The organism is Nosocomiicoccus sp. HMSC09A07, from assembly GCF_001808485.1.
Classification (GTDB): domain Bacteria; phylum Bacillota; class Bacilli; order Staphylococcales; family Salinicoccaceae; genus Nosocomiicoccus; species Nosocomiicoccus ampullae_A.
On sequence record NZ_KV793634.1, the window covers coordinates 167,234 to 188,065 of the forward strand.

The window sequence follows — 20,832 nt, forward strand, 5'->3', positions numbered from 1 at the left end:
TTTGTTTTATTTAATAAATACAAAAAAATTTAAAAAAATATTCGAAAACGATTTCACATTTTTTAAAAATAGGGTATAATATTGGTATAGATTTAAAACGGTTTCAATTTTTTGAAAAGAAATTCAATTTTGATATTGATTAATCTGAATTTTATGATAATATCAAAATTAGATAACATTTCTATACCGTTATCTTTTATATCTAAAGGGGGAAACAAAGATGAAGAAACACAATTGGTCTCGCGTACTTTTCGGTATGGGATCATCTCTAGCACTTGTTCTTGCTGCTTGTAGTGGCGGCGGAAGCGATGACGCTGCTGACGGCGATAAGGACAAAAAAGATGACGGCGGCGGTACAAGTAACGCAGAGCCTAGCGAAGAGGGAGTCTATAATTACGAAGACTTCAGCAAAACAGTTTCAAACACAGGTGAACCTTCTGGTTCAGGTACGTTAAAAGTAGGTTACACTTCAGATACTCCATTTGAAGGTACACTTAACTGGGCGTTCTACAAAGGTACTCCAGATGCTACTATGATTGGTTACTTCGATGAAGCTGCCTTCAAAATGGACGCAGACTTCCAGTATACTCAAGATGGATTACTCGGGTTTGAGTTAAACGAAGAAGACAACACAGTAACATTCAAATTACAAGCAGATGCTAAATGGCACGATGGTACACCAGTTACTATCCAAGACTATGTTGCATCATACGAAGTAATCGGTCACCCTGACTACGACGGTGTTCGTGGATCAAGCGACGGATTTACATTAATTGAAGGATACGAAGAGTATCAAGCTGGTGAAGCTGATGAAATCTCTGGTATCGAAGTTGTAGACGATAAAACAGCTGTATTTACATACAAAGAACTTGCACCATCATTAACGGCTGGTGGATTCTGGGCATACTTATTCCCTGAAAAATACTACGAAGGTGTAGAAGTTAAAGATATGGCAGCAGCAGATCAAACACGTCAAAACCCAATTGGTATTGGACCTTATAAAGTTAAATCAATCACTTCAGGTGAAGCGATTATCCTAGAGAAAAACGAAGATTACTGGCAAGGTGAACCAGGAATGGACGGAATCGAAATCAAAGTTATTCCTTCATCATCTGTAGCTGATGCGGTTCAAAAAGGTGATATCGACGTAGCGTTATCATTCCCAACTGACCAATATCCAGACGTTGCTGAAATGGATAATGTTGAATGGTTAGGTCAAATTGACGGAGCATACACTTACATTGGTTTCAAACTTGGTGAGTGGGATGCAGACAAAAACGAAGTTAACTACAAGCCAGACGAAATGAAAATGGGTGACAAAGAATTACGTCGAGCAATGTGGCACGCAGTTGACAACGATGCTGTCGGTAATAAGTTCTATAAAGGTCTACGTTGGGGAGCGAACTCATTAATCACTCCTTACCACAAAGACTGGTATAAAGAAGACTTAGAAACTCCTAAGTACGATCCAGAAAAAGCAAAACAAATCTTAGCTGACGCTGGATATGAAGACACAGACGGAGACGGATTCGTTGAAACACCAGACGGTGAAAAACTACAAATCAACTTCGCTTCTATGTCAGGTGGAGACATTGCTGAACCATTAGCAAACTACTACATCCAATCTTGGAAAGAAATTGGACTTAACGTAGAAAAAACTAACGGTCGTTTAATCGAATTCAACACATTCTACGACATGCTTAAAAACGATGACAAAGACATTGACATCTACCAAGGTGCATGGGGTGTAGGTTCTGACGTTGACCCTTCAGGATTATACGGAAGAAAAGCTGCATTCAACTACCCACGTTACGCTTCTGAGAAAAACGATGAATTACTTAAAAAAGGTAACTCACAAGAAGCACTTGACGTAGAATACAGAAAAGAAGTATACAATGAGTGGCAAGAGTTAATGGCTGAAGAAATTCCAGTATTCCCAACTCTTTACCGTTCATACGTAGTACCAGTTAACAAACGTGTTAAAAACTGGACTGAAGAGTACGGTTTCAACCCTGATTTCCAATTATACAAAGTCGGTGTAGATGAAGAGTAATTCGCTACTCACTAAAGCTTAAGTACATGAGTACTTAAGCTTTTTTTGTTTGATTAAAACAAAAAAATGTGCTAAATTAGTACCTAGTAATAAAAGGGTGAGGTGTGGTGAGATGACGGATGTAGGGATCATCGGTATGGGTAGTTATTTACCAGAAAAAGTAATGACCAATCACGACTTTGAAAAGATTTTAGATACGTCAGATGAATGGATTACTGAAATGACGGGTATAAAAGAAAGAAGATTTGCTGAAGAAGATATGGATACGAGTGATATGGCAGTAATAGCAGCTAAAAGAGCGATGGAGAACTCTGGAGTACCAAAAGATGACATCGATATGATTATCGTTGCTACTTCAACACCAGACCATCACTTTCCAACAGTCGCGAATATCGTTCAAAGTAAACTTGAGTTAAATCATGTACCATCATTTGACCAAGCAGCGGCTTGTACAGGATTTATATATGGGTTAGCGACTGCTTATAATTACATAAAAGCAGGGACTTATAAAAAGGTGCTTGTCATCGGTGCAGATAAGTTATCAAAAAAGATCGATTTTGACGATCGATCTACGGCGATACTTTTTGGAGATGGTGCGAGTGCAGCTGTCGTTGGTGAAGTCAGCGAGGGTTATGGTATTAAATCGTTTGAACTCGGAAGTAACGGTGACGGTGGTAAGTGGCTATATGACGATAAAGATACGAAATACATTAAAATGAACGGAAGAGAAGTCTTTAAGTTCGCAGTAAGAATTATGGGTGAACTTAGTGTCTCTGTTACAGAAAAAGCAGGTATGTCAAGTGAAGATATCGATATGCTCATACCACACCAAGCGAATATTCGTATTATGGAGTCGGCTAGAAAGAGAATGAACTTACCGAGAGGAAAAATGAGTGAAACGATTCAATTATATGGAAATACGTCTGCGGCTTCAATTCCAATTAGCATTGAACATGAAGTCAAACATAATAAAATAAAAGATGGAGATAATATCGTCTTAGTTGGGTTCGGCGGCGGCTTAACATGGGGCGCTGTCTGTATGACTTGGGGAAAATAATAGGAGGAATATAAATGAACGAAAGAAGAGTTGTAATTACAGGTATGGGAGCATTAACACCGATTGGAAATACTGTCGATGAGATGTGGGAAAACGCATTAAACGGTGTAAACGGAATTGGTGAAATTACGAGAATAGATACGAGTGATTATGATGTACACGTCGCTGGTGAGCTTAAAGACTTTGACGGTGAAGAATATTTTGGCCGTAAAGAAGCACGTCGTATGGACCGTTTTACGCAATATGCAGTTGCTGCTTCAGATGAAGCGGTTAAAGATTCTGGGTTAAATATCGACGAAATTTCAGAACGTACAGGTGTATGGATAGGTTCAGGTATCGGTGGTATTCAAGCATTAGAGGACGGGTTAAGAGTATTATTTGACCGTGGTCCAAAACGTGTGAGCCCATTATTTGTACCGATGATGATTCCAGATATGGCAGCTGGTCAAGTATCGATTCGCCATAACGCAAAAGGGCCTAATGGTGCGACTGTAACTGCATGTGCAACAGGTACGAATTCAATTGGTGACGCGTTTAGAATCGTTGCAAGAGGCGATGCTGACGTTATGATTACAGGTGGAACAGAATCGCCAATTACACATATGGGTGTTGCTGGATTCCAAGCGAACCGTGCATTAAGTAAGTCGAATGATCCAGATTATGCTTCTGTACCATTTTCAAAAGACCGTTCAGGTTTTGTAATGGGTGAAGGTGCAGGGATCGTTATTTTAGAAGAGTTAGAGCATGCGAAAGCACGTGGTGCTAAAATCTATGCTGAAGTCGTCGGTTACGGCTCAACAGGAGATGCGCATCATATTACAGCACCAGCACCTGAAGGTGAAGGTGGTGCACGTGCGATTCAAGCGGCGTTAAACGATGCTGGTATTCAACCAGAACAAGTTCAATATATTAACGCACACGGTACATCAACACCATACAACGATGAGTTTGAAACGCTTGCGATTAAAACAGTGTTTGGAGATCATGCATACAATTTAAAAATCAACTCAACAAAATCAATGACTGGTCACTTACTCGGTGCAACTGGTGCTATGGAAGCGATTATTACTGCGAAAAGTATTCAAGAAGGCAAAATCCATCCGACGATTAACTTAACAAATCAAGATCCTAAACTTGATTTAGACTATGTTAAAGATGGACAAGAAGAATTAGACATCGAATATGCGGTTACAAATAGTCTAGGATTCGGTGGTCATAACGCGACACTTGTGTTAAAAAAATATACAGAATAATATATAGGCAAACTTTTAATACATGCGATATCTAAATTGATATCGCGTGTATTTTTTTATACTAAATAAACATGTATTAAAACAATAAAAAAGAATTATTTATATAAAAACGCTTTAAATACTATGTAAAACGCTTTTATGATTTTGTATACTAAACTTATATTGTAAAAGGAGGCGCTATTAGTGCTATTATTAGGAGCTACACGTGTACGTGATGCTGTCACTTTAGATTGGCAAACGTACGTTATGATTGTACTTTACTTCTTAATATTATTATTCATTGGTTGGTACAGTTACAAAAGATCTACTGGAGACTTAAACGAGTATATGCTAGGTGGTCGTAACATTGGACCATATGTAACCGCACTATCCGCAGGAGCAGCAGATATGAGTGGTTGGATGATCATGGGGCTACCGGGTGAGGTATACTCAGTTGGTCTTTCAGCAGCATGGCTTGCGATTGGTTTAACAGTGGGTGCTTATGTGAACTACTTCGTCGTTGCACCGAGATTACGTGTGTATACTGAAATCGCAAATGATTCGATTACGATTCCTGAATTTTTAAATAACCGTTTAAGTGATAACACAAACTTAATTAAGATTATTTCAGGTCTGATTATCGTTGTATTCTTTACATTATATGTAAACTCAGGACTCGTTGCAGGTGGACGTTTATTTGAAAGTGCATTTGGTACGTCATACCACTTCGGTTTAATCTTAATTGGTGTAATCATCATCGTTTACACATTCTTTGGTGGATATCTAGCAGTATCACTCACAGACTTCTTCCAAGGTGTTATTATGTTAATTGCGATGGTAATGGTACCGATTGTGGCGATGCTTCAATTATCAGGCTTTGATACGCTAAGCCAAGCAGCAGAAATTAAACCGACAAACTTAGATTGGTTTAAAGGTACGACAGTTATCGGTATTATTTCATTTATTGCATGGGGTCTAGGTTACTTCGGACAACCACATATCATCGTTCGATTTATGTCTGTTCAAAACGTTAAAAAATTAAGAACCGCACGTCGCTTTGGTATTGGTTGGATGGCAATCAGCTTACTCGGTGCGGTACTCGTTGGTTTAACAGGAATTACGTTCGTAAATAGTAACGGATTAGTACTCGAAGACCCAGAAACAATCTTCATTTTAATGGGGCAATTATTATTCCACCCATTAATTGGTGGGTTCTTACTCGCAGCAATTTTAGCAGCGATTATGAGTACGATTGCGTCACAATTAATCGTAACGTCTAGTGCGTTAACAGAAGACTTCTATAAGTTAATTCGTGGTAAAGAAAATGCTGAAAATCGTCAAAAAGAATTTGTTATGGTTGGACGTGTTTCAGTACTACTCGTTGCAGCAGTAGCGATGGTTATTGCATGGAGTCCGAATGCTACAATCCTAGACTTAGTAGGTAACGCATGGGCAGGATTCGGTGCAGCATTTGGTCCAATCGTAATCCTCTCACTTTACTGGAAAGGTTTAACAAGAACAGGTGCATTATCAGGTATGATCGCAGCATCAGTGACGGTTATTCTTTGGATTACAGTTATTTCACCAATGGGTGAGACGGGTTCAGATTTCTGGAACTTATATGAAATTTTACCAGGTTTCATCGTTAACTTAATCGTAACTGTTGTTGTAAGTCTATTTACAGCAAAACCAGCTCAAGATGTTGAAAAAGAACTTAATACAGTAAAATCAATTATCAAACATGAATTAGAATAAAATAAAACGGGGAAATTTTCCCCGTTTTATTTTTGTGCTTATTTTCTTTTTCGTCCAAGTCCGACGGCATTTTCCATTTTAGTTAACGTTTTTATTGTCTTCTTAAATGCACGATCACGGCCTTCATCTAAAATTTCGTCGAGTTCTTCAGAGTTTAAGTAATGATTTACTTTTTCTTGGAAATCGATTAAAAACTCTTTAACGATTTCGCCTAAGTCTTTTTTAAAGTCGCCGTAAGTTTTACCTTCATATTTCACTTCGATTTCTTCAATCGTATAATCTGTAAAACTCGAATAAATGACGAGTAGGTTAGAAATTCCTGGTTTATTTTCTTTATCATATTTTACAACCATGTCAGAATCCGTCACTGCGCTACGGATTTTTTTTGCAGCAGCATTTGGATCGTCCATTAGAGAAATAAACGCTTTTTGATTTGCATCACTTTTGCTCATCTTGCTCGTTGGATCTTGTAGGCTCATAATACGCCCACCAAATTTTGGAAGTCGTGTTTCAGGAATCGTAAAGATTTCTTTATAACGGAAGTTGAAACGCTCAGCGAGTGTGCGCGTTAACTCTAAGTGTTGCGCTTGGTCATCACCAACTGGTACTACGTCTGCATTGTATAGTAAAATATCTGATACCATTAATGTTGGATAAGTAAATAATCCGACTGGAATACCTTCTTTTTGAGATTGTTTACGTGCTTTATCTTTAAATTGTGTCATACGTTCTAATTCACCCATGTACGATAACGTCTGGAAAATCCACGTTGCTTGTGTATGCGTTGGAACTTCAGATTGTATAAAAAGTGTAGCCTTTTTAGGATCCAATCCAGCTGCAAGATAAATTGCAGCGAGTAGTTTAGTATTTTTACGTAATTCTAATCGATCTTGTGGTACAGTAATCGCGTGTTGGTCGACGATACAAAAATAAGACTCATACTCTTCTTGCATTTCGACGAACTGGGTAATCGCTCCGATATAGTTACCAATTGTTGGTATACCACTCGGTTGAATACCAGAAAATAATGTTTTCATATGGTTTGCCTCCGAAAAATGTATTATCTTTATTTTAATACTGTTTATAGTTTCTATCAAATGTCGATTTTTCTAGCATAATTTAACATTTTTATCAAACTTTTTAAGAAATTTTCATGTTATTTTAATGTTCAGGGTTTATAATATAATCATCAGGGGAATAAGATGTTTAATTAATTAAAAAATGTCTGTTTTTACTATAAATGAAAATATTGGAGTGTGAAAATTATGGTTACATTATTTACATCACCGAGTTGTACGTCTTGTCGCAAAGCTAAAGCATGGTTAGAAGACAATAACATTCCATACACTGAAAGAAATATTTTTTCAGAAGCATTAACGCTTGATGAAGTTAAAGAAATTTTAAGAATGACTGAAGACGGAACAGATGAAATCATCTCAACACGTTCTAAGACATTCCAAAAATTAAATGTAGATATAGACAGTTTACCAATGAATGAACTGTATACTTTAATTATGGATAATCCTGGTATGTTAAGACGTCCAATCATTATCGACCATAAACGACTACAAGTCGGTTATAATGAAGATGAAATTAGACGCTTCTTACCAAGAAAAGTTCGTACATTACATTTAGAAGAAGCAAAACGTATGGCTGAATAATTATATAAACTAATAGCTTGTAACTGAAAAGTTACAAGCTTTTTTATTTGAGTTTTTAAATTGGCATTTTTGTTGCAAAACTCGTATAATGAACGTTACTATTAAAAGTGAGGGGTGAGTGCATGAGATTTGAAAGAATTGACGATGAGACGTTGAAATTCTATATTTCTTATAATGATATTGAAAATCGAGGTTTTAGTCGAGAAGAGTTATGGATGGATCGTAAACGTGGTGAAGAATTTTTCTGGAAACTCATGAACGAAGTTAGTGACGAACATACAAAAGAATTCATGAGTGATGGCCCGTTATGGATTCAAGTTCATGCATTTGACCGAGGAATCGAAGTAATCGTGTCAAAATCCCAATCAGAAAACAAAAATGGATTTGGACTTTCAAGTAAACATGATGATTTTGAATTACAACAATTACTCGATGAAACGTTCAACGACGATGATGATATAGATAATAAAAAAGATAAAGATGATTTAATTGAAGACTTTTTAGAAACGCAAGAATCAATGGATGTAGAAGAATTCGAGAAATTAAAAGAAATGTTACAAGAAGAAATGGAGCGTGATTATACGCGACCGTTTATCGTTAAATTTGATGATATCGATACATTAATTGATTATAGCTATCGTCAAGAAGAAGATGAAACGCTATATGACGATTTACTTTTATCATATAATAATTCGTTCTATTATTTAGTGTACTTCACAAATGAGGGCCATCCGTATGCAGAGAAAATGAAACTCAATTTACTTGAGTATGGTGAACGCTCAGATAGAAACGAAGCAGTTTTAATCGAATACGGAAAGACAATTATGGCATACAACGTAAGACGTCAATTAAGAAAACAATTCGAAATTAAAAAATAAAAAAAGACAAAGCCCCTTTTTCTAGCATATATAGAAAAAGGGGTGTTTTTATGTTAATCGCAATTGATAAATTCGGAAATGAAATCGATGCAAAAGACGCCAAACGAAATGAAAAATATTACTGTCCGGTATGTAATAGCGAAGTTCAACTAAAACGTGGCGATATTAAAAAAGAGCACTTTTCACACATCAGCATTCATATGTGTGAGCGCCATTTATATAACCGTGAATCTGAACTTCATCTAAAATTAAAACACGACTTATACTTTAAATTTGGACAAATTTTTAACGTGAAAATGGAATACTATTTAGAACGTATCCAACAAATACCAGATTTACTTATCGATGATAATCACGCAGTTGAAATTCAACTATCAAAAGTTTCTCCGACGATTATATTAAATCGAACAAAAGGATATAAAAAAGAAGGAATTGACGTCACGTGGTTATTAAAAGAAGAGGACTTAATTCTAAGAGGGAATCTTCTGTACTTAACACAGTTTCACTATGCAGTGATGAAAGATTTCGTATTATATACAGTTAACGATCAACTCACTGTAAAACGCTATGTATTACTTAAAAATATTGAACAAAACAAGTGGCTCTTTAAAATCGAAACGATTAGATACGCAGAAATATTTAATCATTATTGTCCTTTATTTTCGATTGAAACGAGAAGTAATGATGATCTATTATCTGAAATTCAAAAAGAAAGAAATAAACGTAGTTATTTAAACCCGACGATTTCACTTTTATATCAGTTATCCCTTAATACAAATCATTTACCAAAATTTCTATACTACATGACACCATCCGAGAGATTTATTAATAATAATCCACTTGAATGGAAGCTCTTTTTGTACCATGCTGCAATTAATAAAAATTATGACTTTAATCAATTTGTAAAATCTCTAAGTATACGAAAAGTGAATGGGATGAGTGAATATGATATCGCGAATCGATTATTAAAAGAATTTAAAGAAATATTTCGAATTGCGAACAAAATTAGTTGCATCAAAGTCTAAATATTGAGAAAATGTAAGTGATTACAAATTTGGAGGTACATTATGGGAGAATTATTAAAACGTGAAGATCAACGCGTAGAAGATACGTGGGATTTAACATCAATTTTTGAATCAGATGAAAAATGGGAGGAAGCATATAAAGAAGTAGAAGATCGTCTTTCTGAAGCGGATACGTTCAGAGAAAAAGGCATTCAAAGTTCTGACGACTTACTAGAAGTGCTTGAAGCTGAAAGAGATTTAGGGGTTACTTTATCTCAAGTATATGTATATTCGCATTTAAAACATGACCAAGATACATCAAACAGTAAATACCAAAGCATGGAATCTCGTGCAATGTCTTTATATACAAAATTTGCTTCAGCATGGAGCTTCTTAACTCCAGCACTTATGCAAATCGATGAAGAGACGTTAAACAGCTATGCTGAAGAAGATAAATTAAAAGAATTTAAGTTCGACCTAGAAAAGATTAACAAACAACGTGCACACGTATTAAGCGATAAAGAAGAAAAGTTACTCGCTCAAGCAGGTCTCGTATTAAACAACCCAGGATCGACATATGCGATTTTTAATAACGCAGATTTATCGTTTGATAATGCAGTAGACTCTGACGGAAATTCACACGTATTAACTCAAGGGACGTATATTGATTTACTTAAATCAAGCGATAGAACGCTTAGAAAATCAGCATATGAAACTCTATACAAGAAGTATGGAGAATATGAAAATACGTTAGCTCAAACACTTTCTGGTGAAGTCGATAGTCATGTGTTCACTGCTGAAGCACGTGGCTACAAGTCAAGCCGTGATCAAGCGTTATCAAACAACCACATTCCTGAAGAAGTATATGACCAACTTGTTGACGTAGTTAATGATAACCTTCATTTACTACACAGATATACTGAATTACGTAAAGAGATGTTAGGTTTAGATGAGTTAACGATGTATGATATTTATACACCACTTGTTAACGAAGACTTTAAAGTCACATACGAAGAAGCAAAAAATCACGTCATCGAAGGAATGGCACCACTCGGTGAAGAGTATCAAGAGATTTTAAGAGAAGGATTTAACAACCGCTGGGTAGATATTTACGAAAACAAAGGTAAACGTTCTGGTGCGTATTCTTCTGGAACATATGGTACAAATCCATATATTTTAATGAACTGGCAAGATAACGTTGATAACATGTTTACGTTAGCACATGAGTTTGGGCATTCAGTACACAGCTACTACAGCCGTAAAAACCAAACAGCGAACCAATCAGGGTATTCAATTTTCGTCGCAGAAGTGGCTTCTACATTTAACGAGGCATTACTTGCAGATTATCTATATAAAAATTTAGATGACGATAAAAAGAAATTATATCTATTAAATGAGCAACTTGAAGGATTCAGAGGAACGGTATTCCGTCAAACGATGTTTGCTGAATTCGAACATAAGATTCATACGTTAAAAGAAAGCGGCGAGCCGTTAACAGCGGACAAATTAAACGAAGTGTATGGTGATTTAAACAAGAAATATTACGGTGACGCAGTATCATATGACGATTTAATAAGTAAAGAGTGGGCAAGAATTCCACACTTCTATATGAATTACTACGTCTATCAATATGCAACAGGTTATTCAGCAGCTGCGACGTTATCTGAAATCGTATTAAACGGTACAAAAGAAGATAGCGATCGCTACATTAACGAATTCCTGAAAAAAGGTTCATCAAACTATCCAATTGAAATCTTAAAAAATGCGGGTGTCGATATGACTACGCGTGAACCAATTGAAAAAGCGATGAAATTCTTTGAAGAGAAGTTAGATCAATTCGAACAACTCATTAAAAATAAATAATGATATAAACTAAATATGAGAGTCACTCGTGACTCTCATATTTTTATATATAAAAAAGCAACCATTTATACATGGTTGCCGACTGCTTCAAAATAGATTTCATCTCCGTGTGTGACAGAGCTGATATACTGTGACAATTGTAGTTGTTTTAATTCTTTTAGTAGTACAGAATCTTGCCAATCATAGATTATCTTTAACTCATCGATGCTGACGAGTTCGTTCTTTTTAATATATTCATAAATATGAGGCAATGCTTTCTTTTGTATATCGATTTCTAGTAATTCATGGATGACGTATGAGTAAATGAAATATTCGTTAACACCTTCAATTTTGAGACCTTCGGACTCAATGTCACCACTAAAAAATACAAATGTTGGTAGTAGATTGATATCTAGTTCATGATATAATGCAAGATCACGATTTAATAACGTGTGTAAGTTTTCAGATTCCATCTCATCCATAAATGAATGAATATCAAGGTTTGCGAGCGTTGCGCTTTCGATAATATGTTCTTTTGTGCACACAGAATTCGTCGGTGAAATTCTGTTAAATAAATAACGCATAAACTTACGTGCTCTATTTCTTCCTTGCACTTCTGCTGCTTTGTACGCAAGAGCGATATTGTCAATCTTTGAAGTCGACTGTGCCTGACATTTTGTCAGTACTCTTAATGAGGGAGCAAGTATTTTATTGATACGAACATAATCACCATACTCGAGTAGTAGCTTGTTTACGATTGCTTCCATTTTTAAAGCATCTTTATGGAACGGATCAAAGAAATAATATATTTCAATTTGATGTTCTACTGGTTCGAGGAATAGTGAAATTACATTTGAATGTTTCAAAATCTGTCACCTCTAAATAATAATAAATCAGCGACTGTTAACCATCGCGTTTGCTGTAATTTCATAACGTCTTAATACTTGAATTTTAACTTCGTCTGGAATGTTTAAGTCATTCATTGCCTTAGACATATTGTCGAGCCAAGCATCTCTTTCCTTTGTTGTGATAGGAAACGGCATATGTCTCATTTTTAACATCGGATGACCAAATGTTTCATTATACTTATTTGGACCACCGAGAAATTGGATTTGAAAGAGTTTTTGTTTGTAGCGCGTTTCAGTTAAATCATCTGGAAATAAAAAACGCATGCGTGGGTCTTTATCAACATAATCATAAAAACGATCGACTAACGCTTCGATTGTCTCTTCACCAAGTTGCTTATATACTGTAACCATCTATTTCTCCTTAATTCGACTCTAATGCATTATAAAAACGTTCAACTTTAACGGGTGTATCTTTTTTTGTAATGTTAAACGTATCTAACAGCTCATTGAAGACCGTCTCTTTCGACACGTCATCTACTTCAAATTCGATTTCGTAATCTTCATGACCTAAATATGTACTGTAATCTAAAACGAGTGTTCCACCATTATAATCTATTTCTTTACGAAGTGTCGTTAATTTGCCTACGACACGTAATGTTCGGTTAATTAAATGACTACGTATAATTAAAAACATCGGACGACTGAGCATATCTTTATTTACAATATCTCCGATATGTATATCTTCATAAAGAGGGTTGTGAAACTCTTCAGTCACGTGTTCATCCATCGGAACTTTTAGCGTCAACATATTCATATCTTCACGCTTTCGAATACGTAGCATTAAGTGATTACTTCTTAAATCGAAACGGTCCGTATCGACGTAGTAATTCGTCTGAGAGACAGCTTCAACATCTTTAAATAACGCACGTTCTATATTTTCAAATTCATCTTTAGTTAATAAGTTTTTAAATTCAATTTCAGTCTCTTGCATAATGACCTCCTATTCATTATTATTGCGATTTCATAAGATTAAGTAAAGCATTACACATTAAGTACGTCGAAAGGGTACAAGTGTGGTAGAATAAGTACCGGTAGAGGTGAAAGTAATGGATATCTATATTAATGAAATTAAATATGAAGACGATACATTAAAATGTTATGTTGAAAATGATTTGACGAATAAAACACTCATAAGTACAGAGCAAATGATTGTAGACTCTGATAACTTTACGATTATTTACATATTAGATGATGGTGAAGAGTACATCCGCACGCATTTCGTATCCGAAACGTGGGAAATGTTAGCGAGATACTATAACAAAACTGTCACTGTAAACGATCAAGTAGAGCTTAAAGAGTTTTTCACGGAATTAGATGTGTTACTCGACAATATTAAAGATAATAGTAATTATGGCAAAGAGTTTGAAGGTAAAATTGTAGAAACTTTTGCAATTTAAAAGGGGGCTTAAAATATGGATGAGTGGAGCGTATTTTTATCTCCGTATCGACAAGCCATCGATGAACTTAAAATTAAGTTAAAAGGTATTCGACAAGAATATAAATTAACGAACCGTTCGTCTCCAATAGAATTTGTTACTGCAAGAGTAAAGCCAGTACAAAGTATTATTGAGAAGGCGAGTAAAAATAATATCTCTTATGACGAACTTAGAAAAGATATGTACGACATCGCTGGTGTCCGTATTATGTGCCAGTTCGTCGATGATATTATGATTATTAGAGACTTAATCGATAAGCGAGAAGATATGAGAATTATCGAAGAGCGTGATTATATTAAACATACGAAAGAAAGTGGATATCGTTCGTATCACATCATTATAGAATATCCCGTTTCAACAGTAGAAGGTACGGTGAATATATTAGCAGAGATTCAGATTCGTACACTTTCTATGAACTTTTGGGCGACGATTGAACACTCGCTGAACTACAAATATAAAGGTGAGTACCCAGTAGAAATAAAAGAAAGACTTCAAAATGCAGCGGACGCCGCGTATCAGCTCGACCAAGAAATGTCATTAATACGCGAGGAAGTTCAAGAGGCACAGAAATTCTTTTCTAAGAAGCGCAACATCTAAACGAGGAGGAGATAATTATGCGATTTACAGTTATCTCAAAAAACGACGAAAAGTCAAAGTATACACGCGAGTATTTAATTCAAGGGATGAAAAAACGCGGTATGGAAGAAGATAATATACATCCGGAAATTATTATCTCCGTCGGTGGCGATGGAACGTTACTCGGTGCGTTTCATATGTATCAACATTTATTAAAAGAAACGATGTTTGTCGGTGTCCATACTGGAAACCTTGGATTTTACGCAGACTTTCATCCAGAAGAAGCGGACCTGTTAATAGACTTAATAGACCGTGGGAAATTTGTTGAAACAGAATTCCCATTAGTCGCTGTTACAGTAAATACAGATGACGGTGAAGAACGTCATCTCGCGTTAAATGAGACGACATTAAAAATGGTACAAGGGTCGACGCTTGCGGTGGATGTTGGTATCGGTGGGAAACATTTTGAAAAGTTTAGAGGAGACGGTATTTGTGTGTCCACACCGTCTGGTTCTACAGCATACAACAAGTCACTGGGTGGTGCGTTAATTCACCCGTCATTTCGATCGATTCAACTTACAGAAATCGCATCGATTAACAACCGAGTATTTAGAACGATTGGTTCATCGATTATTTTACCGAGCCATCACACGTTAAACGTGTATCCAAATAAAGCAGATACGCATTTACTGACAATCGATCACCTACATTTTCAGAAAAATGGTATTCGTTCAATTGAATATCAAGTGGCAGAGGAAACGATAAAATTTGCCCGTTTTAGACATTTTCCATTTTGGCATCGAGTCAGGGAGTCGTTTATATCAAGTGAGAGGTGAGTAAGATGTCAGTTGAAACAGAAGAAAAAGACTACACAAAACATGTGGAAGATATAGAGATAAAAGCAGCATATGATAACTTGATTATGCTGTTAGGACAAGAATCTTATGAGCCGTTTCGAGAAGATTTTTTAAAACTCCACGAATACGAACAAGGTGAGTTCTTCAGTCTATTAAATGATGAAGATAGAGAAAAATTATATCATTTACTCAGTCCAAAAGAAGTGGCGGATTTCTTTGACACGCTATCTATTTCGAATGAGGAAATGGAAGAGATTTTAACAAGTATGGACGCGAGATACGCTGCACAAGTACTCGGTGCAATGCAGTACGACAACGCAGCGGACATTATGAACTTCTTACCAAAAGAAGTCATGATGAGCTTCTTAGCACTAATGAAAAAAGAAGACCGCGAAGAAATTCGTATATTAATGAACTACGAAGATGATACTGCGGGAGGTATCATGACGACGGAGTTCGTCTCAATCGACAGTGAAATGACTGTCCATGAGGCGATGGTGCACTTAAGGAAAGTAGCTCCAGATAGCGAGACGATCTACTACTTATTTGTCACTGATATTAACAACAAACTCGTCGGTATTATTTCGCTTAGAGATTTAATAATTGCGGATGAAGACGAATATATTGGCGATATTATGAAAGAACGTGTCATCTCGGTAAATGTCGCAGACGACCAAGAACAAGTTGCGTACATGATGAGAGACTATGACTTCTTAGCAGTACCAGTTCTAGATTATCAAGAACACTTAGTCGGTATCATTACTGCCGACGATATCATGGACGTTATCCAAGAAGAAGCAGAGGAAGACTACTATAGACTTGCCGGTATGAGTGATGAAGGGTCACCACTTGACGATTCATCATTTACAGCAGCTAAAAAGAGACTTCCATGGCTCATTGGTTTAACGCTTATGGGTATGATTACCGCGACGATGTTATCTACGTTTGAAGAAACGCTTGAAAAAGTAGCGTTACTTGGAGCGTTTATACCGATTATCGGTGGAATGTCAGGGAATGCTGGGACGCAAAGTTTAGCGGTCGCTGTCCGTGGACTTGCTACAGGTGAAATTAAACGTGTGAGCCTATTAAAACTTGCGATTAAAGATATTCTTACAGGTATGATGACAGGGTTCACTTGCGCGGTATTACTATTCATTATCATTACGATTCTATTCGGACAACCTGTCGTCGGAATTATTGTAAGTATTTCATTATTTGTAGCGATGACATTTGCGACGTTGTCTGGAACATTTATACCGATGGGGATGTCAAAGTTTGGAATTGACCCTGCAGTAGCAAGTGGTCCGTTTATTACAACATCGAACGATATTATTAGTTTAATGATCTATTTCTCACTCGCAAATGCATTAATGAGTGCTTTAGTATAGATTTTCGTTGCATTTTTTTGAGAATTAATTTAAAATTAGTAGTAGGTACTAATAAGAATGGGGGATTCTCATGGATTTAAAAGGTAAAACATATGTAGTAATGGGTGTTGCGAACCAACGTTCAATTGCTTGGGGAGCAGCGCGTGCATTAGACAAAGCGGGAGCGAATATCGTATTCACGACGTTAAACGACCGTTTTAAAGATCAAATCGAAAAGTTAAAAGGTGAACTCGAAGGCGACCATGACTTCATGGTAAACTGTGACGTTACGTCAGACGAAGACGTTGAGCGTGCATTTAAAGAAATCGGTGAACACACAGGTGGGATTGATGGTGTGTTACACGCAATTGCATTTGCGAATAAAGACGAGTTAAAAGGTGGATACTCTGAAACATCACGTGCAGGATTCCAACTTGCATTAGACATTTCAGCATATTCTCTTGCGATCGTTTCAAAAGAAGCGAAGAAAATCTTAAACCCAGGTGGGTCAATCGTAACGATGACTTACTTAGGTGGAGAGCGTGCACTTCCAAACTATAACGTTATGGGTGTTGCGAAAGCGGCATTAGAAGCAAGTGTTAAATACTTAGCACTTGACCTTGGTGAAGATGGATACCGTGTAAACGCGGTATCAGCTGGTCCAATTCGTACGTTAAGTTCATCAGGAATTGGTGAATTCAAAACGATTCTTAAAGAAATCGAAGAACGTGCACCATTAAAGAGAAACGTCGACCAATTAGAAGTTGGTAATGCTGTAATGTTCTTATTATCAGATTTAGCATCAGGAATTACAGGAGAAGTATTACACGTCGACTCAGGATATCACGCAATGGCATAAAAATTAAGCTAAGACAATCTGGTCTTAGCTTTTTTATCTTTACACTCCATAAAAAAATCTAAGTGCGTGTTCAATTTCTGGTTTCCACGTCTTCCATATATGGCCACCGTCTAGCTCTTTATACTCGTATCGTTCTGGAATTGAAAAGAGCACTTCGTTTAATTCGCGGTTTGGATCTAAGAAGTTCGCTTGTCTGCCTGTAATTGTTATGAAATCTTGCTCTTCAAGTCCGATTGTATGGTAAAGATGAATGTTTTCAGTGCCTTCTCTTTCGATAATTTCATTATAAAATTCATCAGTAACCTCGGGACTAAAAGCGAGAACATTTTTAAACATTTTTGGGTAATTAATCGCGAGTTTAATACTGAAACTACCCGCTAAGCTTTCACCCATTAAAGCTCTACTGTCGCGATTTTGAATTGTAGGAAACGTATCGTCGACAAACGGAACAAATTCTTTAGCTATAAATTCCATAAATTCGTCTGTATGTTCACCTTCTGGTTGGAAGTGATGGTTACGCCACTCGACACTCGGGTATGGGATTCCGACGATAATCGCAGCTTCTATCTCACCGTTATTGTAAAGTCTTTCGTATATACGATTGATTTGTCCATATTTAAAAAAGTCTTGTGAGTCAAACGTATAATAGACATGATATTTACGATTCTCGTCAAAATTCTTTGGTATATAATACTCAAATTTAATCGTTTCGTTTAAAACTTTGGAATGTATTTCGTTATTATGAATGCCTATTGTAAAATTCATTATTATCTCCTTTTTATATATAGTGTAACGTATTTACAAAATATTGCAGTTAATCAGGATAATTCTTTCAACTATTTCTTGCATTCAATGATATAATAAAAACAAGTTTCGAAAGGAGACACGTCTATGCTGAATAAGGTTTGGTTTCAAAGTGGTGTAGCGCTGATTATGACGCTCATCATTATATACATGACAGTGAAAGTACAGTATATATTTGTACCGTTTTTCCAAATCATTGCGACAATTTTCGTACCTGTACTACTTGCTGGCGTCTTATTTTACATTACGATTCCAATTCAAGAATACCTAGAACGCCATAGCGCACCACGCTGGCTATCGATGACTTCTGTATTTTTAATTATTGTGATCGTTATTGCAGTGTTATCAATTTCGGTTATTCCGGTAATTACTGAGCAAGTTCAAAACTTAATTACACGTGGACCGCTCATTCAACGTGAAATTCAAAGCTTCATGAACACAGTAATTACTCAAAGGGACCGTTTACCGTTTGAAGTAAATTTAGATGAAATAACGAATCAAGTATTTGAAACAGGGTCTACGATGTTTAGTAGCGTCGTAGCGAATGCATTTAAAATTATAATGAGTACAGTATCGATTGTGATTTCACTTATTTTAGTACCATTTTTCTTTATCTTTATGTTAAAAGATCACGAAAAATTTGTACCGACAATTACACGTCCATTTACAGGTCGTTTTAAATTATTTTTACTCGATATGATTAAAGATATCGATAAAACACTCCGTGCATTTATACAAGGACAAATGCTCGTGTCGTTTATATTAGGTATTATTTTATTTATCGGTTATCAGATTATCGGTTTAGATTACGCACTATTACTCGCGGTGTTTGCGCTATTTATGAACGTCGTACCGTTCGTTGGACCATGGGTCGCATTTTTACCAGCAGCGATTTTAGCGCTCATTCAAGATCCAATTATGTTCATTTGGGTATCGCTCATCACACTTGCAGCGCAGCAAATCGAGTCGAATATCATTACGCCAAACGTTATGGGTCAGCAACTTGCGTTACATCCTTTAACAGTTATTACAATTGTACTTGCAGCAGGAAATATCGCAGGATTCATAGGAATTTTAATTGCGATTCCGACATACGCTGTTATTAAGTCGATTGTTCAAAACATTTGGCGTTATAGACGTGATTTAAGTCAAACGTTAATTAGTGACGTTAAAGTACCAAAACAAAAATATTAAATAGCTAAATCCTCTCCTGTACTCGATATATAGAGTAAGGAGGGGATTTTTTTGAATCCAATAGATATTTTGATTAAGAATAACTTTAAAATGACGAGTAATCCGCATGCGATGACACCGTTTGGGTTTAGAAATTACACAGTGAATGGATTTAATTATGACGCGTATTGTGGAGGGTTTCACAGAGCGTATGATTTTGCAAAACATGACGGTGCAGCGATTCCTGCAGTGATGAGCGGGGTCGTCGTACAAGGGACGAGTAATTACGGAAATTTTGGTGGAACAGTCGTAATTGCAAACGAGAAAATTGGCTACCAAGTGATATACGGCCATTTAAAGAGAAATTTAATCGTGACAATCGGTCAACATGTGAAATACGGTGAAACAATTGGATATCAAGGAGATACAAACAATTTAAATGCACCTATGGCAAGCCATCTTCACATTCAGTTTCAGCGATATGGGTATTTAAAAGAAAAAGATTTTGTATGCAATGGTATTAGTGCATACGATATTGATTTAAGAAAAGATCGATATTTTAACGGGATATTTATCCCGAAATACAATATGAACATTAGAAATAAACCGAGCTTAAAAGGGGAAGTTATTTCATCTGCACAACCGAATGATAGATTACAGTTTAGAACAGTAACTTATAAAGACGGACACTATTGGTTAAAGTTAAATATTGGATATGTGTCATCTGGTACTCAACAAAATATTTATGGTCATTTTAAATAAAAAAAGGCTTCAAATCGTTAAGATTTGAAGCCTTTTAATTATTTACGACGACCGTTATTTCCGGCACCGTCATCAATTTCTTTTAACATTCTGTTAATTGTAACTTGGTTGAACATTTCAACAACGAAAATTACAATGAATGCATATACAACAGCAAATCCAGCTGGTAAGATCGTCCCTTTGACGACAGTTAATACAAGTGCAGGAAGCAATACTGCAGCAATGTATAACACGAGCATCATAATACGATTTGACTCAATTTGATCTTGTGCTTGTTTGATTCTTGACGCAAACTCACGTGTAACAAAACCTACGTCAGCATCGTTTGCTCTATCAGTATCGTAAACGCGAGTAACGACTGGTAAGTTCGTATACTTATCTGTCTCATAACGCAGATCCATGTGATCATTTGGCCATCTTAATGCTTCAAAAAACTTCATTGTGTGGTGTCTCCCTTTCAATATCCTTTTAATACTTTAATTATAGACAATTTTTCACAATTTATAAAGACAATTCGAAAATTATTTCACAATTTTGACATAAAATTGTCAAAACCTATTTATATCTTCTTTAAAAGGTGTACAATTATAGTTATCTATTCTATTTGC

General features: G+C 36.1%; 21 protein-coding genes. 15 read left to right on the forward strand and 6 right to left on the reverse strand.

The window, feature by feature from the left end; genetic code table 11:
• Nucleotides 1–220 precede the first annotated feature (220 nt).
• The 4 genes from HMPREF3177_RS05145 (at nt 221) to putP (ending at nt 6,097) form a co-directional block, all read left to right on the forward strand.
• Entirely contained in the window at nt 221–2,053 is a 1,833-nt protein-coding gene (locus HMPREF3177_RS05145) for an oligopeptide ABC transporter substrate-binding protein (protein ID WP_070457440.1), read from the forward strand.
• A 112-nt stretch (nt 2,054–2,165) separates the two neighbouring features.
• Nucleotides 2,166–3,110 carry a beta-ketoacyl-ACP synthase III gene (locus HMPREF3177_RS05150; RefSeq protein ID WP_070457442.1) on the forward strand — a complete coding sequence of 315 codons (945 nt, stop codon included), beginning with the start codon at nt 2,166–2,168 and terminating at the stop codon, nt 3,108–3,110.
• A 14-nt stretch (nt 3,111–3,124) separates the two neighbouring features.
• On the forward strand, nt 3,125–4,363 hold the full coding sequence (gene fabF, locus HMPREF3177_RS05155) for a beta-ketoacyl-ACP synthase II (protein ID WP_070457444.1): 1,239 nt from the start codon (nt 3,125–3,127) through the stop codon (nt 4,361–4,363).
• A 183-nt stretch (nt 4,364–4,546) separates the two neighbouring features.
• On the forward strand, nt 4,547–6,097 hold the full coding sequence (gene putP / locus HMPREF3177_RS05160) for a sodium/proline symporter PutP (protein ID WP_068127841.1): 1,551 nt from the start codon (nt 4,547–4,549) through the stop codon (nt 6,095–6,097).
• A gap of 38 nt (nt 6,098–6,135) precedes the next feature.
• Here the strand turns inward: putP and trpS are convergent, their stop codons facing one another.
• Nucleotides 6,136–7,134: a tryptophan--tRNA ligase gene (trpS, locus tag HMPREF3177_RS05165; RefSeq protein ID WP_070457446.1), complete on the reverse strand. Its 999-nt coding sequence runs from the start codon at nt 7,132–7,134 to the stop codon at nt 6,136–6,138.
• A gap of 228 nt (nt 7,135–7,362) precedes the next feature.
• Here trpS and spxA point away from each other — a divergent pair, with 228 nt between their 5' ends.
• From spxA to pepF, 4 genes are all read left to right on the forward strand, one after another.
• Nucleotides 7,363–7,758, forward strand: coding sequence for a transcriptional regulator SpxA (gene spxA, locus HMPREF3177_RS05170; protein WP_068127847.1), 396 nt, complete (start codon nt 7,363–7,365; stop codon nt 7,756–7,758).
• Between the two features lie 122 nt (nt 7,759–7,880).
• Entirely contained in the window at nt 7,881–8,636 is a 756-nt protein-coding gene (locus tag HMPREF3177_RS05175; protein WP_068127849.1) for an adaptor protein MecA, read from the forward strand.
• Nucleotides 8,637–8,686: 50 nt separating this feature from the next.
• The gene (locus HMPREF3177_RS05180) at nt 8,687–9,661 is read left to right on the forward strand and encodes a competence protein CoiA (RefSeq protein WP_070457448.1); all 975 of its coding nucleotides are present in this window, start codon (nt 8,687–8,689) and stop codon (nt 9,659–9,661) included.
• A 42-nt stretch (nt 9,662–9,703) separates the two neighbouring features.
• Entirely contained in the window at nt 9,704–11,503 is a 1,800-nt protein-coding gene (gene pepF, locus HMPREF3177_RS05185; protein ID WP_070457450.1) for an oligoendopeptidase F, read from the forward strand.
• A 65-nt stretch (nt 11,504–11,568) separates the two neighbouring features.
• On the opposite strand, the gene HMPREF3177_RS05190 is transcribed toward pepF, so the two are convergent.
• From HMPREF3177_RS05190 to HMPREF3177_RS05200, 3 genes are read right to left on the reverse strand one after another with little or no spacing between them, the layout of a single operon-like run.
• The gene (locus HMPREF3177_RS05190; protein ID WP_083286877.1) at nt 11,569–12,348 is read right to left on the reverse strand and encodes a DsbA family protein; all 780 of its coding nucleotides are present in this window, start codon (nt 12,346–12,348) and stop codon (nt 11,569–11,571) included.
• Between the two features lie 27 nt (nt 12,349–12,375).
• Nucleotides 12,376–12,741 carry a globin domain-containing protein gene (locus tag HMPREF3177_RS05195; RefSeq protein WP_070457454.1) on the reverse strand — a complete coding sequence of 122 codons (366 nt, stop codon included), beginning with the start codon at nt 12,739–12,741 and terminating at the stop codon, nt 12,376–12,378.
• Between the two features lie 10 nt (nt 12,742–12,751).
• On the reverse strand, nt 12,752–13,321 hold the full coding sequence (locus tag HMPREF3177_RS05200) for a CYTH domain-containing protein (RefSeq protein WP_083286878.1): 570 nt from the start codon (nt 13,319–13,321) through the stop codon (nt 12,752–12,754).
• 115 nt (nt 13,322–13,436) lie between these two features.
• Here HMPREF3177_RS05200 and HMPREF3177_RS05205 point away from each other — a divergent pair, with 115 nt between their 5' ends.
• The 5 genes from HMPREF3177_RS05205 (at nt 13,437) to fabI (ending at nt 17,485) form a co-directional block, all read left to right on the forward strand.
• Complete coding sequence (locus tag HMPREF3177_RS05205; protein ID WP_070457456.1) at nt 13,437–13,787, forward strand: UPF0738 family protein; 351 nt, start codon at nt 13,437–13,439, stop codon at nt 13,785–13,787.
• Nucleotides 13,788–13,802: 15 nt separating this feature from the next.
• Nucleotides 13,803–14,423, forward strand: a complete 621-nt coding sequence (locus HMPREF3177_RS05210; protein WP_070457458.1) for a GTP diphosphokinase — start codon at nt 13,803–13,805, stop codon at nt 14,421–14,423.
• A gap of 17 nt (nt 14,424–14,440) precedes the next feature.
• Nucleotides 14,441–15,238 (forward strand): NAD kinase, encoded by a 798-nt coding sequence (locus HMPREF3177_RS05215; protein WP_068127875.1) that lies wholly within the window; start codon nt 14,441–14,443, stop codon nt 15,236–15,238.
• A 5-nt stretch (nt 15,239–15,243) separates the two neighbouring features.
• Nucleotides 15,244–16,647 (forward strand): magnesium transporter, encoded by a 1,404-nt coding sequence (mgtE, locus tag HMPREF3177_RS05220; protein WP_070457460.1) that lies wholly within the window; start codon nt 15,244–15,246, stop codon nt 16,645–16,647.
• A 70-nt stretch (nt 16,648–16,717) separates the two neighbouring features.
• On the forward strand, nt 16,718–17,485 hold the full coding sequence (fabI, locus tag HMPREF3177_RS05225) for an enoyl-ACP reductase FabI (protein WP_040929324.1): 768 nt from the start codon (nt 16,718–16,720) through the stop codon (nt 17,483–17,485).
• Between the two features lie 39 nt (nt 17,486–17,524).
• On the opposite strand, the gene HMPREF3177_RS05230 is transcribed toward fabI, so the two are convergent.
• Nucleotides 17,525–18,250 carry an alpha/beta hydrolase gene (locus HMPREF3177_RS05230; RefSeq protein WP_083286879.1) on the reverse strand — a complete coding sequence of 242 codons (726 nt, stop codon included), beginning with the start codon at nt 18,248–18,250 and terminating at the stop codon, nt 17,525–17,527.
• Nucleotides 18,251–18,376: 126 nt separating this feature from the next.
• On the opposite strand from HMPREF3177_RS05230, the gene HMPREF3177_RS05235 reads away from it, so the two are divergent.
• Together HMPREF3177_RS05235 and HMPREF3177_RS05240 are read left to right on the forward strand one after the other, a co-directional pair.
• Entirely contained in the window at nt 18,377–19,483 is a 1,107-nt protein-coding gene (locus tag HMPREF3177_RS05235) for an AI-2E family transporter (RefSeq protein ID WP_070457465.1), read from the forward strand.
• A gap of 69 nt (nt 19,484–19,552) precedes the next feature.
• Nucleotides 19,553–20,224: a peptidoglycan DD-metalloendopeptidase family protein gene (locus tag HMPREF3177_RS05240; RefSeq protein ID WP_168161313.1), complete on the forward strand. Its 672-nt coding sequence runs from the start codon at nt 19,553–19,555 to the stop codon at nt 20,222–20,224.
• 38 nt (nt 20,225–20,262) lie between these two features.
• Here the strand turns inward: HMPREF3177_RS05240 and HMPREF3177_RS05245 are convergent, their stop codons facing one another.
• Nucleotides 20,263–20,664 carry a hypothetical protein gene (locus tag HMPREF3177_RS05245; protein WP_068127890.1) on the reverse strand — a complete coding sequence of 134 codons (402 nt, stop codon included), beginning with the start codon at nt 20,662–20,664 and terminating at the stop codon, nt 20,263–20,265.
• Nucleotides 20,665–20,832: the final 168 nt, after the last annotated feature.